General features: G+C 69.2%; 14 protein-coding genes. 12 read left to right on the top strand and 2 right to left on the bottom strand.

Annotated features, from left to right (window positions below; genetic code table 11):
- The first annotated feature begins 15 nt into the window (after positions 1-15).
- Entirely contained in the window at positions 16-1,653 is a 1,638-nt protein-coding gene (locus tag ACWEKS_RS13180) for a long-chain fatty acid--CoA ligase (RefSeq protein ID WP_452340362.1), read from the top strand.
- A 54-nt stretch (positions 1,654-1,707) separates the two neighbouring features.
- Here ACWEKS_RS13180 and ACWEKS_RS13175 read toward each other — a convergent pair whose 3' ends face one another.
- The gene (locus tag ACWEKS_RS13175) at positions 1,708-2,667 is read right to left on the bottom strand and encodes a phosphotriesterase family protein (RefSeq protein ID WP_452340272.1); all 960 of its coding nucleotides are present in this window, start codon (positions 2,665-2,667) and stop codon (positions 1,708-1,710) included.
- Positions 2,664-4,166, bottom strand: coding sequence for a long-chain-fatty-acid--CoA ligase (locus tag ACWEKS_RS13170; protein WP_452340271.1), 1,503 nt, complete (start codon positions 4,164-4,166; stop codon positions 2,664-2,666). The genes ACWEKS_RS13175 and ACWEKS_RS13170 overlap by 4 nt, the downstream gene beginning before the upstream one ends.
- A gap of 219 nt (positions 4,167-4,385) precedes the next feature.
- Here ACWEKS_RS13170 and ACWEKS_RS13165 point away from each other — a divergent pair, with 219 nt between their 5' ends.
- The 11 genes from ACWEKS_RS13165 to ACWEKS_RS13115 all read left to right on the top strand — a co-directional run bounded on the left by ACWEKS_RS13165 (position 4,386) and on the right by ACWEKS_RS13115 (position 13,977).
- A complete protein-coding gene (locus ACWEKS_RS13165) occupies positions 4,386-5,027 on the top strand; it encodes a TetR/AcrR family transcriptional regulator (protein ID WP_452340270.1) in 642 nt (213 codons plus the stop codon).
- 316 nt (positions 5,028-5,343) lie between these two features.
- Positions 5,344-6,096, top strand: coding sequence for an SDR family oxidoreductase (locus ACWEKS_RS13160; protein ID WP_452340269.1), 753 nt, complete (start codon positions 5,344-5,346; stop codon positions 6,094-6,096).
- A gap of 10 nt (positions 6,097-6,106) precedes the next feature.
- Positions 6,107-7,096, top strand: coding sequence for an NADPH:quinone oxidoreductase family protein (locus ACWEKS_RS13155; protein WP_379395347.1), 990 nt, complete (start codon positions 6,107-6,109; stop codon positions 7,094-7,096).
- 37 nt (positions 7,097-7,133) lie between these two features.
- Complete coding sequence (gene fabG / locus ACWEKS_RS13150) at positions 7,134-7,895, top strand: 3-oxoacyl-ACP reductase FabG (RefSeq protein WP_452340268.1); 762 nt, start codon at positions 7,134-7,136, stop codon at positions 7,893-7,895.
- Positions 7,896-7,929: 34 nt separating this feature from the next.
- Positions 7,930-8,382: a MaoC family dehydratase gene (locus tag ACWEKS_RS13145; protein ID WP_379385610.1), complete on the top strand. Its 453-nt coding sequence runs from the start codon at positions 7,930-7,932 to the stop codon at positions 8,380-8,382.
- Positions 8,383-8,400: 18 nt separating this feature from the next.
- Entirely contained in the window at positions 8,401-9,588 is a 1,188-nt protein-coding gene (locus ACWEKS_RS13140; protein WP_452340267.1) for an acyl-CoA dehydrogenase family protein, read from the top strand.
- Positions 9,585-10,703, top strand: coding sequence for an acyl-CoA dehydrogenase family protein (locus ACWEKS_RS13135; RefSeq protein ID WP_452340266.1), 1,119 nt, complete (start codon positions 9,585-9,587; stop codon positions 10,701-10,703). The genes ACWEKS_RS13140 and ACWEKS_RS13135 overlap by 4 nt, the downstream gene beginning before the upstream one ends.
- A 50-nt stretch (positions 10,704-10,753) precedes the next feature.
- The gene (locus tag ACWEKS_RS13130; protein ID WP_452340265.1) at positions 10,754-11,983 is read left to right on the top strand and encodes an acyl-CoA dehydrogenase family protein; all 1,230 of its coding nucleotides are present in this window, start codon (positions 10,754-10,756) and stop codon (positions 11,981-11,983) included.
- A 43-nt stretch (positions 11,984-12,026) separates the two neighbouring features.
- Complete coding sequence (locus ACWEKS_RS13125) at positions 12,027-12,350, top strand: putative quinol monooxygenase (RefSeq protein ID WP_452340264.1); 324 nt, start codon at positions 12,027-12,029, stop codon at positions 12,348-12,350.
- Between the two features lie 10 nt (positions 12,351-12,360).
- Positions 12,361-13,362 (top strand): NADP-dependent oxidoreductase, encoded by a 1,002-nt coding sequence (locus ACWEKS_RS13120; RefSeq protein ID WP_379395337.1) that lies wholly within the window; start codon positions 12,361-12,363, stop codon positions 13,360-13,362.
- Between the two features lie 15 nt (positions 13,363-13,377).
- Positions 13,378-13,977, top strand: coding sequence for a TetR/AcrR family transcriptional regulator (locus tag ACWEKS_RS13115; protein ID WP_364624609.1), 600 nt, complete (start codon positions 13,378-13,380; stop codon positions 13,975-13,977).
- The last annotated feature ends 60 nt before the right edge of the window (positions 13,978-14,037 follow it).

Here is a 14,037-nt window from a genome sequence, read left to right as displayed (position 1 = left end):
GAGCTCGACCTGCCGATGCCCAGCACCATGCAGGACGAACCGCTGTCCCTGGCCACCCTGTTGCGCTATGCGAGCACGGTGCACGCCGACGCCACCGTCCGCACCTGGACCGGCACCGAATCCCGCGTCCTGACCTACCGTGAACTGGGGGAGCAGGCGGCCCGGCTGGCCCATGCCCTGACCGCGCTGGGCATCGGCCGCGGGGATCGCGTCGGCACCTTCATGTGGAACAACAACGAGCACCTCATCGCGTACTGCGCGGTGCCCGCCATGGGGGCGGTGCTGCACACCATCAACATCCGGTTGTTCCCCGAACAGATCACCTACGTGACCGACCACGCCGCGGACCGGGTCGTGATCGTCGACGCCTCCCTGATCCCGGTGTTCGCACCCGTACTGCCGACCCTGCGCACGGTGCGCCACGTCATCGTCGCCAACGGTGACGCCGCGACGCTGCCCGCGCCCGAGGGCGTCACCGTCCATGAGTTCGACACCCTGCTCGCGCAGTATCCGGGCACCTTCGACTTCCCGGTCCTCGACGAGCGCTCGGCCGCCGCCATGTGCTACACCTCCGGCACCACCGGCGACCCGAAAGGTGTTGTCTACTCCCATCGTTCGAACTGGCTGCACTCCATGCAGGCCTGCACCACCGATGCCATGGGCGTGCGTGCCGGCGACCTGATGCTGGCCATCGTGCCCATGTTCCACGCCAACGCCTGGGGCCTGCCCTATGCCGCGCTCATGGCCGGGGCGTCGCTGGTGATGCCCGACCGCTTCCTGCAACCGGAACCGCTGCTGGCGCTCATGGCCGCCGAGCGGCCGAGTTTCGCCGCGGCCGTGCCGACGGTGTGGAACGGCGTGCTGACCGCCGTCGACGCGAAGCCGCAGGACCTGACCCATCTGCGGGCGGTCGTGGTCGGCGGTGCCGCGGTGCCGCCGCAGCTGATGCGCGCCTTCGAGGAACGGCACGGCGTGCCCATCATCCAGGCGTGGGGGATGACCGAGACCTCCCCGCTGGGTGCGCTGGCCTGGCCGCCAGCGGGCCTCGACGGTGAGGCCGCCTTCGCCTACCGCATCACCCAGGGCCGCATCCCGGCCGCGGTCCAGGCGCGGCTCATCGGAGACGATGGCGCCGAGCTGCCCCGCGACGGAAAAGCGGTGGGAGAGCTGGAGGTTCGCGGCCCCTGGGTCACCGCCTCCTACTACTCGCCGGATGCCGCGGGAATCGGCGCCGACGCCTTCCGCGACGGCTGGCTGCGCACCGGCGACGTCGGCACCATCAGCGCCGACGGCTACCTCACCCTGGTCGACCGGGCCAAGGACATCATCAAATCCGGCGGTGAATGGATTTCCTCGGTCGATCTGGAGAATGCGCTGATGGCGCACCCCGACATCGCCGAGGCCGCCGTTTTCGGTGTGCCGGACGAGAAGTGGGACGAGCGCCCGGTCGTGGCCGCCGCACTGCGCGCCGGCGCCGAACCCGATGCCGGTGCGCTCCGCGCGTTCCTGTCCGGCAAGATCGCGAAATGGCAACTCCCCGAACGCTGGACCTTCGTCTCCGAGGTGCCCAAGACCAGCGTCGGCAAGTTCGACAAGAAGGTGCTGCGCGCCCGTTACGCCGCCGGTGAACTCGCCATCGTCATCCCCGACTGACCGCTGGCGAGGGTTGTGCGCCGCCGCGGGGAATCCCCGCGGCGGCGCACACTGTCATTTCTCGAAGTAGCGGCGCGGGTTTCGCACCAGGATGGTGTCGATGTCGTCCTCGGTGAGGCCCTTGGCGAGGAGGGCGGGGAGGACATCCTCGCTGATGTGGCGGTAGTTCCACTTCGGGGCGATCTGGGCCTTGGCGGCCGGATCGAACCAGTCCATGAAACAGGCGGCGTCGTGGGCGATGACGATCTTGTCGCGGTAGCCGCGGCGGACGAGTTCCACGATGGTGTTCACTCGGTCCTCGAACGGCAGCAGGACGTCGATGCCGAAGCGGTCCATGCCGAGATAGGAACCCGCATCGGCCAACTCGGCGAGGTAGTCCAGGTCGGTGGAATCACCGGAGTGGCCGATCACCACACGGGTCAGGTCCGCGCCCTCCTCCCGCAGCACCCGCTGGGCCACCAGCCCGGACCGGGTGTGCGGGTTGGTGTGCACGGTGATCGGCGCACCCGTCCGCACCGCCGCCCGACCGACCGCCCGCATCACCCGCTCCACACCCGGCGTCAGCCCGGGTTCCTCGATGGCGCACTTGAGGAATCCCGCACGCACCCCGGTCCCGGCGATGCCCTCGGTGAGGTCCTTGACGAACAGCTCCACCATGGGCTCGGGCATCTCCATCATCAAACCCGGCCCGTTGTAATGGAATTGGAACGGCAGGTCGTTGTAGGTGTAGATGCCGGTGGCGACGACGATGTTCAGCTCGGTGCGGGCCGCGATCTGCTGGATGCGGGGTATGTAGCGGCCCAGCCCCAGCACGGTCGGGTCCAGGATGGTGTCGATGCCCAGCGATTTCAGCTCGTCGAGCTGCTTCACGGCGTCGTCGACGCGGGCCTGCTCGTCCCAGTCGCCGTAGTTCTGCCGGTACTCCTCGCCGAGCACGAAGACGTGCTCGTGCACCAGCACCCGGCCCAGCTCGCTGGAATCGACGGTGCCGGTGACGGTGGGGACGATGCTCATCGGGATGCCTTGTCTGTGAACAGGTTCGGGTCGATGGCGCGCTTGAGGATCTTGCCCGTCGCGCCCTTGGGCAGCTGGTCGGTGAAGGCGAAGCGGTGCGGCACCTTGTAGGCGGACAGGCGTTCCTTGGCCCAGACGCGCAGCTCCCCGGCATCGAGTTCGACGCCGGGTGCGGTGGCCACCACCGCGCCCACCTCCTCGCCGTAGTGGTCGTCGGGCAGGCCGATCACCGCCACCTCGACAATGCCGGGATGCTCGTAGAGCACCTCCTCGACCTCGCGCGGATACACGTTGTACCCGCCGCGAATGATGAGATCCTTTGCGCGGTCGACGATGTAGACGTAGCCGTCGGCGTCGACGCGGCCCAGATCACCGGTGCGCAGCCAGCCGCCGGACAGCTCGGCCGCCGTCGCGTCGGGCCGCTGCCAGTACCCCTTCATCACGCTGGGCCCGCGCATGAACAGCTCACCGACCGTATCGGCGGGCAGCACCGTGCCCTCCGGATCGCGCACCTCGATCGACGTGCCGGGCAGCGCGGTACCCACCGACCCGGCCCGCTGCTCGCGATCCAGGGGGTTGTAGGTCGCGGCCCCGCTGGACTCGGTGAGCCCGTAGCCCTCGAGAATGGTGCAGCCGAAACGTTCCGTGAAGGACCGGATCACCTCCGCGGGCAGCGACGCGCCACCCGAGCAGGCCAGCCGCAGGCTCGCGAAATCCTCCGGACCGTAGTCGCCGGCGCTGTGCAGCATGGCATTCCACATGGTCGGCACGCCCGCCACCACGGTCAGCCGGTGATCGCGGATCGTCTCGATCATCGCCCCGGGGACGAACGGCGACACCATGGAGAACGAGCTGCCCGCGTGCAGGGTGGTGATCAGGCACACCGCCTGCCCGAACACGTGGAACAGCGGCAGTCCGGTGCCGAAGCGCTCCTCGGGCGTGAGCCGCAGCTGATCGATGAAAATGCGTGCGGTCTCGATCAGATTGGCGACGGTGAGCTCCACGCCCTTCGGTTTGCCCGTGGTGCCCGAGGTGTAGAGCAGGATCGCGGTGTCGTCGGGTTCGCGCCGGACCGGTTCGGCGGTCGGCTGGGCTGGGGAGGCGTGCGCACCGGGCTCGAGCAGCTGCACCGGGATGCCGCGCTCGGCGGCGGCCTGCTCGGCCGCGGTGCGGGCCAGATGCCAGGCGATGGCATACCGGGCACCGGAATCGTCGAGCACATAACCGATTTCGGGTGCGGTCGCCATGGTGTTCACCGGGATGGCGACGGCTCCGATCAGATGCGCGCCCAGGTAGGCGATCACGAACTCCGGCACGGTCGGCGCCACCAGCAACACGCGATCTCCCACCGCGACACCGGATTCGGTGAGCAGACCGCCGAAGGCCGCACTGCGGCGGGCCAGCTCGGCGTAGGAGAGGGTGTCGTCCAGGTGGCGCAGCGCGATGGCGTCGGGGCGTTCGGACGCGTGCTGCCAGATGCGGTCGGCGACATTTGTCATGGAACATCCAGTTATGTAGAGGTCGAATGAGACGGGGTCGGAGTGAGCGGCGTCACGACCTGTGCGCGACCATATCTGAATCCGGTGTCAACTTCAATGATGCTGCTGCCGCGTGCGCCGGCGGGCCGAAGATCGTCGGCGTGGGACGATATGTGCTGGTATAAGCGGTGATACGGTGGCAATCGGCAGCCGTCCCTGCGACCGAGTGAGTGATCCGCCGTGACGTCCGAACCCATCGACCGCGAGGCCGCGCCTCGCCGGGTACCTCCGCGCACCAAGCGCGGCGAGCGCACCCGTGCCGCCCTCATCGCCGGGGCCCGCGAAGTGTTCGAACGCGACGGCTACCTCGACGCCAGGATCGCCGACATCTCCAAGGCCGCAGGCGCCGCCGCCGGCTCGTTCTACACCTACTTCGACAGCAAGGAAGAGATCTTCACCGCCGTCGTCGAGGAGGTGCAGGAGGAAATGCTGCACCCGCACGTGCGGGCCCGCACCGGCGTCACCGACCCGCGCGAGCTCGTCGAGGCCGCCAACCGGGAATACCTGCTGGCCTACAAGCGCAATGCGCGCCTGATGGGGGTGTTCGAAGAGGTCACCCAGATCAACGAGAACTTCCGCGCGCTGCGCCTGGAACGCAACCGCGCCTTCATCCAGCGCAATGCCAGGATGATCCGTGAGCTGCAGGAATCCGGGCAGGCCAGTGCGGATCTCGATCCGATGATCACCGCTCAGGCGCTGTCGGTCATGGTCAGCCGCATGGCCTACATGGTCTTCGTGCAGCACCAGCGCATCGCCTTCGAGAAGCTGGTCGGCACCCTGACCCAGCTGTGGGTCAATGCCCTGCAGGTGAAGTCCGAATAACTAGCGACCCACCTGATAGCCGGCGACTCGATAGCTCGCGACCCCGCGTGCGCGGATGGCGCGGTAGCTGCCGCGCGGGTCCGCAATCTGAATCCGGGTTCGAGTTCGTGTCGTTTTCTCGTGCATGACCTCGGCTTTCGAGTGCGCTGTGTGACGTATCACAGGAGTTCGACCCCCTCGGCGGTATTGACCGCGGCGGGAGTTTGGCGCATGGTGGCGGAAGAAAATAAGCGCTTAGTAAGTTCCCTGCTCGGGGTCGGCCCCGGGGCGCGGCGCGAGACCGCCGTGGCCACGGGCGACCTGAAAGGACCTGTCCGTGAACAGATTCGAAGGCAAGACCGCCATTGTCACCGGCGCCAGCCGGGGTATCGGCCTCGGTATCGCGCAGCGCTTGGTGGACGAGGGCGCCAAGGTGGTGATCACCGCCCGCAAGCAGGAGGCGCTCGACGAGGCCGTCGCGGCGCTGGGCGGGCCGTCGAAGGCGCTGGCCGTGGCGGGGCGCGCCGACGATTCCGCGCATCAGGCCGAGACCCTCGAGCGGGCCGTCGAGACCTTCGGGAGTGCCGACCTGCTGGTGAACAACACCGGGATCAATCCGGTGTTCGGGCCGATGGTGGAGCTCGACCTGGACGCGGCCCGAAAGATCGTGGAGGTCAACTGTCTTGCCGCGCTGTCGTGGGTGCAGCACGCCTACCGGGCGTGGATGAAGGACCATGGCGGCGCGGTCGTGAACGTCTCCTCGGTCGCCGGGCTCAAGCCCGCGCCCGGCATCGGTTTCTACGGTTCCAGCAAGGCGATGCTGACCCACATCACCCAGGAGCTCGCGGTCGAACTCGGCCCCGACATCCGCGTCAACGCCGTCGCGCCGGCGGTGGTGAAGACGAAGTTCGCCACCGCGCTCTACGAGGGCCGCGAGGAGCAGATCGCCGCCGCCTACCCGCTCAAGCGGCTGGGCGTGCCCGAGGACATCGGCAGCGTGGTCGCCTTCCTGCTCTCCGCGGACGCGGCCTGGCTCACCGGCCAGCTGCTCGTGGTGGACGGCGGCCTCACGCTGACCGGGGGCGTCTAGAGTGGCGGACATGCGGGCCTGGCGGGTCCATGAACTGGGCGAGCCTGCACAGGTGATGCGGCTCGACACGGTGGAGCGCCCCGAACCCGGCCCACGTCAGGTGGTCGTGCGGGTCACCGGTGCGGCGGCGAACTTTCCCGACGTGCTCATGTGCCGCGGCCTGTACCAGGTGAAGCCGCCGCTGCCGTTCACGCCCGGCGTCGAGCTGTGCGGGGAGGTCGTGGCCACGGGTGGCGAGGTCACCGGGATCGCGGTCGGTGACCGTGTGCTCGGCGGCAGCTCGCTGCCGTACGGCGGTTTCGCCGAGTACGCGGTCCTGGAGGCGGCCCAGACCTTCACCGCGCCAACCGCTTTGGACGATGCGGAGGCCGCGTCCCTGTTCATCGGTTACCAGACGGGATGGTTCGGCCTGCATCGCCGTGCCGCGCTGCAGGCGGGGGAGACCCTGCTGGTGCACGCGGCCGCGGGCGGGGTCGGCAGTGCCGCCGTCCAGCTCGGCAAGGCGGCCGGGGCCCGCGTCATCGGCGTGGTGGGCGGGCCCGAGAAGGCCGAGTACGCCCGCGCGCTCGGCGCCGACATCGTGATCGACCGCAGGAGTGAGGATTTCGTCGAGGTCGTCAAGCGGGTCACGGACAATCGCGGCGCCGACGTCGTCTACGACCCGGTCGGCGGCGACACCTACACCCGCTCGACCAAGTGCATCGCCTTCGAGGGCCGCATCCTGGTCGTCGGCTTCGCGGGCGGCGACATCCAGAGCGCCGCACTGAATCACGCACTGGTCAAGAACTATTCGATCGTCGGCCTGCACTGGGGGCTCTACAACGCCTACGACCCGGCCGCGGTCGCCGACTGCCACCGCGAGCTGACCCGGCTGGCCACCGCGGGCGCGATCCGCCCCCTGGTCAGCGAACGACTCGACTTGGCGGACATCGCCGATGGCGTCCAGCGCCTTGCCGACGGCAAGACCGTCGGGCGCGTGGTCTGCACGCCCTCGGCCTGATCGACACCGACCTGATCGCACCACAGAGGAGAACATCGTGAGCACGCAGACACCGCGGGTAGCGGTCGTGACCGGCGCGGCCCGGGGCATCGGCGCCGCGATCGCACGGCGACTGGCGGACGACGGAATGGCCGTCGCCGTCCTGGATCTCGACGAGCAGGCCTGCAAACCGGTCGTCGCGGAGATCGAGGCGGCCGGCGGCCGCGCCCTCGCCGTCGGCGCGGACGTGTCCGACGAGCCGGCCGTGACCGCGGCCGTGGATCGGGTGGCCGCCGAACTGGGCGCGCCCACCGTGCTGGTGAACAATGCGGGCATCCTGCGCGACAACCTGCTGTTCAAGATGAGCGTCGCGGATTGGGACGCGGTCATGGGCGTGCACCTGCGCGGCGCGTTCCTGTGCACGCGGGCGGTCCAGCGTCACATGATCGAGCAGGGCTTCGGCCGCATCGTCAGCCTGTCCAGCACCTCGGCGCTGGGCAATCGCGGCCAGGCCAACTACTCGGCCGCCAAGGCCGGATTGCAGGGCTTCACCAAGACCCTCGCCTTCGAGCTCGGCAAGTTCGGCGTCACCGCCAATGCCGTCGCACCGGGCTTCATCGAAACCGAGATGACCCAGGCCACCGCCGAGCGCATGGGCGTCTCGTTCGACGACTTCCGGCAGGCGCTCATCTCCACCATCCCGGTGGCCCGCTCCGGCAAGCCCGAGGACATCGCGCACACGGTGTCGTTCCTGGCGAGTGAGGGCGCGGGATTCGTGTCGGGACAGGTCATCTACGTGGCCGGCGGGCCGAAGAACTAGCCGCGCAACGGAATCGAACGGAAGGACGCGAACAATGCGGGTATTCCAGGGGCTGCCCGAACTGGAGAAAGCAGTCGGCACCCATCTCGGCTACAGCGACTGGCACACCGTGACCCAGGAGCAGATCGACCGGTTCGCCGACGCGACCGGCGATCACCAGTGGATCCACATCGATCCGGAGCGGGCCGCCGCCGGTCCGTTCGGGACGACCATCGCGCACGGCTTCCTCACCCTGTCGCTGCTGCCCATGCTCACCGCGAGCGTGTACACCGTCGAGGGGCTGTCGATGGGAGTCAACTACGGGGCCAACAAGGTTCGCTTCCCGTCTCCGGTCCCGGTCGGTTCGCGGCTGCGTGCCGGAGTGGAACTGGTGTCGCTGACGCCGGCGAGCATGGGGTTCCAGGCGGTCAGCCGGGTCACCGTGGAGATCGACGGCGCGGCCAAGCCGGCCTGTGTCGCCGAAGCCGTCTCCCTGCTGGTGCCCTGAGACGAAGGAGCAGGACCGATGAGCGATACGGTTCGCGACGACCTGCGCCGGCGGGTGGAATCCCTGCTGGCCGAGCATGATCCGGCCACCACCGACCCGGTGACCTTCCACCGCGCCCGCTTCGACGCCGGACTGGCCTGGGTGTACTTCCCCGTCGGGCTGGGCGGCCGCGGCGCCGACCGCGACCTCCAGCTGTTCGTCGACGAGCTGTTCGAGCAGGCGGGCGCTCCGGGTCATCAGGCCGAACTCAACGGCATCGGCCTCGGGATGGCGGCGCCCACCATCGCCATCCACGGCACTCCGGAACAGCGGCAGCGCTACCTGCGTCCGCTGTGGACCGGCGAGGAGATCTGGTGCCAGCTGTTCAGTGAGCCGGGCGCCGGATCGGACCTGGCGGCGGTCGGCACCCGGGCCGTCCGCGACGGTGAGGACTGGATCGTCAACGGGCAGAAGGTGTGGACGTCGGTGGCCCACAAGGCCGATCTGGCGATCCTGCTCGCGCGCACCGACCCGGACCGTCCCAAGCACGCGGGCCTATCCTTCTTCCTCTGCGATATGCGCCATCCCGGCGTCGAGGTGCGGCCGCTGCGCCAGATCACCGGCGAGGCCGAGTTCAACGAGGTCTTCCTCACCGACGTCCGCATCCCCGACGCCCAGCGCCTGGGCGGGGTGGGGGAGGGCTGGCGCGTCGCCACCACCACCCTCAACAACGAGCGGGCGGCCATCGGCGGACGCGCGGTGCCGCGGGAGAGCGGGGTGCTCGCCGCGGTCACCCGCACCTGGCGGGAGAATCCGGACAGGCACACGCCGGAACTGCACGATCGGCTGCTGCGGCTGTGGGTCGAGGCCGAAGCCGGGCGGCTGGCCGCCGCCCGCATGCGGCAGCGGACCTCCGCCGGTCAGCCGGGGCCCGAAAGTTCCGCGCTCAAACTGGCTTTCGCGCGGTCCAACCAGCAGCTGACCGGTCTCGAACTGGAGATCCTCGGCGAGGACGGCCTGCGCTACGACGACTGGACCATGGTCCGGCCCGACCGCGTCGACTTCGCCGGCCGCGGGCCCGGCTACCGCTACCTGCGCGCCAAGGGCAATTCGATCGAGGGCGGCACGTCCGAGATCCTGCGCAATATCGTCGCCGAACGGGTCCTCGGCCTGCCCGCCGAGGCGCGCGGGGACAAGGACACCGCCTGGAAGGACCTGGCCCGATGAGCGACGACATCCTGCTGCTCGATACCGACACCGAGGCGGCGCTGCGGCACGCGGTGCGCGATCTGCTTGCGGCCCACTGTGATCCGGCGGCCGTTGCGCGGGCCTATGCGGGCGATCGGTCGCTGACGCCGGGATTGTGGAAAGCGCTGGCCCGGGACCTGGGGCTGGCCGGACTGCTCGTCCCCGAGGAGCGTGGCGGCGCGGGCGGCTCCGCTCGCGACGCGGCGGTGGTGCTGGAGGAACTGGGGCGGTCCGTCGCGCCCGTACCGTTTCTCACCAGCAGTGTCATCGCCGCCACCGTGCTGCTCGCCGGTGATTCCGACCTGGTCGGGCAGCTCGCCGACGGTGCGGTGACGGTCGCGCTGCTCGCGCCCTTCACCGCCGCTTCGCCGGACGCGGTCCCGTCCTTCCGGAAGGATGCCGACGGCCGCGTGTCCGGCAGCGTGACCAGCGTCGCGGGCGTCCTGGACGCCGATGTGCTGCTGGCCGCGGTCGAAACCACGTCCGGCACCGAGATTCATGCCGTGCCGGTGGCTGCGGCCATGGTGACGCCGGTGGTCTCGCTCGATATGACCCGGCCGCTGGCCGATGTCGTGGTCGACGCCGCGCCCGGGCACCTCGTGGTCCCGGCCGAGGCGGGAGCGGCCGCGCTGCGGACGGCGCTGGAGACCGGCGCGGCGCTGCTGGCCTCGGAGCAGGCCGGTATCGCGGCGTGGTGCCTCGAGACCACCGTCGGCTATCTGAAGATGCGCCGCCAATTCGGCCGCGTGGTGGGCGGATTCCAGGCGCTCAAACACCGTCTCGCCGACCTGTTCGTGGAGGTCGAGGCGGCGGCCGCCAGTGCCCGCTACGCGGCGGGCGCGATCGCGGCGGGCGATCCCGACGCGGCCGTGGGCACCGCGGTCGCCGCCGCCTACTGCGCGGACGTCGCGGTGACATCCGCCGAAGAAGCGCTCCAATTACACGGCGGCATCGGCATGACGTGGGAGTATCCGGTGCATCTGTATCTCAAGCGCGCCAAGGCCGATCAGCTCGGGCTCGGCAGTCCCGGCCGGCACCGCGCGGTGCTGGCCGAACTGGCCGACCTCGGCTCGGCCACCGGAAAACGAAGTTGAATCCGGGTTCAAGTATAGTTTCGCCTGCGCGGCACAGACTATTTCGAGGAGTGAGCATGTTCGACATGACCGATCGGGCCCAGCGCTACCGGGACGATCTACTCGCCTTCATGGACGAGCACGTCTACCCGGCCGAGGCGGTGTACGAGGAGCAGATGGCGGAGTCCGGGGACCCGCACTTGCAGCCGCCGATCGTCGAGGAGCTCAAGACCGAGGCCAAGAAGCGGGGGCTGTGGAACCTCTTCCACCCGCATCCGGAGTGGGGCCCGGGCCTGACCAATCTGGAATACGCGCCGCTGGCCGAAATCATGGGCCGCAGTGCGCATCTCGCGCCGGAGGCCACCAACTGTGCGGCCCCGGACACCGGGAACATGGAGGTGCTCACCCTCTTCGGCACGCCCGAGCACAAGGAGCAGTGGCTGCGCCCGCTGCTGGACGGTGAGATCCGGTCCGCGTTCGCCATGACCGAGCCCGCGGTCGCGAGCTCCGACGCCACCAATATCCAGCTGCGCATGGACCGCGACGGCGACGACTACGTGCTCAACGGCCGGAAGTGGTGGACCTCCAACGCCTTGCACAAGAACTGCAAGGTCCTCATCGTCATGGGCAAGACCGATACCAGCGCCGCGACGCACCGCCAGCAGTCGATGATGGTGGTCCCGATCGATGCCCCGGGTGTGACCGTGCAGCGCGGCCTGCCGGTCTTCGGCTACCAGGACCGCGAGGGGCACGCCGAGGTGCTGTTCGAGAACGTCCGGGTGCCCAGGACCGCGCTGCTCGCCGGTGAGGGCGACGGTTTCATGATCAGCCAGGCCCGCCTGGGTCCGGGCCGCATCCACCACTGCATGCGCGCCATCGGCATGGCCGAGCGGGCCCTCGATCTGATGATCGACCGTGCGCAGTCGCGCGTGACCTTCGGTGAGCCGGTGGCGAATCGGGCCAATATCCAGGACTGGATCGCCGAGTCCCGCATCGAGATCGATATGGCCCGCCTGCTGACGCTCAAGGCCGCGCACCTGATGGACACCGTCGGCAACAAGGCCGCGCGCACCGAGATCGCGGCGATCAAGGTGGCGGCGCCCAATGTGGCGCTGAAGGTCGTGGACCGCGCCATCCAGGTACACGGCGGCGGTGGCGTCTCCGACGACTTCCCGCTCGCCAGCATGTACGCGCACCTGCGCACCCTGCGCCTGGCCGATGGACCGGACGAGGTGCACAAGCGTTCCATCGCGCAGTGGGAACTGCGCCGCCGCGACCCCGAGTGGGGCAAACGCGGCTGACCGCAACGAGTTTCGACACCATCCATTCTCCGAGGAGGATCCCATGGCCGATCCCTGCGTCGTCGTCGCGACCATGATCGCCAAGCCCGGCCAGGAAGACCTGGTCGAGCAGACCCTGCGCGCGGCCGCTCCGGCCGTGCACGCCGAGCCCGGCTGCCTGCGCTACGCGCTGCACCGGCATGCCAAGAACCCCGGGCAGTTCGTCATGATCGAGAAGTGGGCGTCCCGGGACGCGCTGCGCGAGCACGGCCAGGGCGCGGCTCTGCGCGAAGTCGGAACGGCCCTGGCCAACGCCCTCGCGGCACCGCCGGACGTGCAGGTCTTCGAACCGCTGCCAGCCGGCGACCCCGACCAGGGCGCGATCTGAGGAGGCCCCCATGACGAAGACACAGCAGGTACGGCTGGCCCAGCGCCCCACCGGACTGCCCGGCGTGGGCACCTGGAAGGTGACCACCGAGGAACTGCCCCCGCTCGGCGCGGGGCAGATCCTGGTGAAGATCGACTTCATCTCGCTCGATCCGGCCATGCGCGGCTGGCTCAACGACGTGCGCTCCTACCTCCCGCCGGTCGGGCTGGACGAAGTGATGCGGTCGCTGGACATCGCGACCGTCGTCGAATCCACCCACCCCGATTTCGCCGTCGGCGACACCGTGAGCGGCACCTTCGGGGTGACCGAGTACGCGATCAGCGACGGCCGCGGCGTGCAGCATGTCGACCTGGGCGTCGCGCCCGGGCCGACCTGGCTGGGCGCGCTCGGAATGCCCGGCATGACAGCGTATTTCGGGCTCCTGGAGGTCGGGAAGCTGAAAGCCGGTGAGACCGTGGTGGTCTCGGCGGCGGCGGGCGCGGTCGGGAGCGTGGTCGGCCAGATCGCGAAGGCCAAGGGCGCCACCGTCATCGGGATCGCCGGCGGGGCGGAGAAGTGCCGGCTGCTCACCGAGGAGTTCGGTTTCGACGCCGCGATCGACTACCGCGGTGAGGACGTGCTGCAGCGGCTGCGGGAGCTCGCGCCGAAGGGCATCGACATCTACTTCGACAATGTCGGCGGTGAGATTCTCGATGCGGCGCTGGCCAATCTGCGCCGTGGGGCCCGCATCGTGCTGTGCGGGGCGATCGCGGCCTACAACGACGACCAGCTGCGGCCCGGGCCGTCGCGCTACATGTCGCTGCTGGTGTTCCGGGCGTCCATGACCGGCTTCGTGGTCTTCGACTACGCCGACCGCTACGGCGAGGCGGTGGCGGACATCGCGAAATGGCTGACCGAGGGCAGGATCAAGAGCCGGGAGCATGTCGTGCAGGGTGGGGTGGAGCATTTCGGCGAGACGCTGAATCTGCTGTTCACCGGCGGCAACACCGGAAAACTGGTGCTAGCGCTCTGATGTAAGACTGTCCAGGTGACCGAATCAGAGGATCGCTCGCGCGCGGACGAGACGCGGGCCCGACTACTGGACGCCGCGGTCGCCGCTTTCGCCGAGCGCGGCTTCCACGGCGCCACCACGCGCGACATCACCTCGATCGCGGGACTGAGCACGGCGGCCATCTACGTCCACCACCGCTCCAAGGAAGAGCTGCTCTACCAGGTTTCGCACACCGGGCACCTGGACACGCTCGAGCGGATGCGGGAGGCGGTGGCCGCCTCGGACGACCCGGTCGAGCAGTTGGTCGCGGTCATGCGGCAATTCGCGATTCACCACGCCCGCGCGCACACCGTGGCCCGGGTCATCAACTACGAACTCGCCGCGTTGAGCCCCGAGCATCAACGCGAGATCAAAGAGATCCGCCACGTCATCGATACCGAGATGCGGCAGTTGATCGAGCGCGGGGTCGACGCGGGCGTGTTCGACAACCCGAATCCGCGCATGGCGGCGGTGGCGCTGCTCTCGCTGGGCATCGACCTCGCGCGCTGGTACCGGGAGGGCGGGCCGCTGTCGCCCGAGGAGATCGGCGACTACTACGTGGATCTCGCGCTGCGGATCGTCGGCGCACGCAAATAGCCTGCGCCACATGGCAATTTCTGCTCTTCACCCGCGTCTCTCCACCCTTGAAGCCGACAT

It is taken from the genome of Nocardia sp. NPDC004711, from assembly GCF_053601595.1.
The sequence above is the reverse complement of the archived record's forward strand: the minus strand, read 5'-3'. Positions and strand labels throughout refer to the sequence as shown.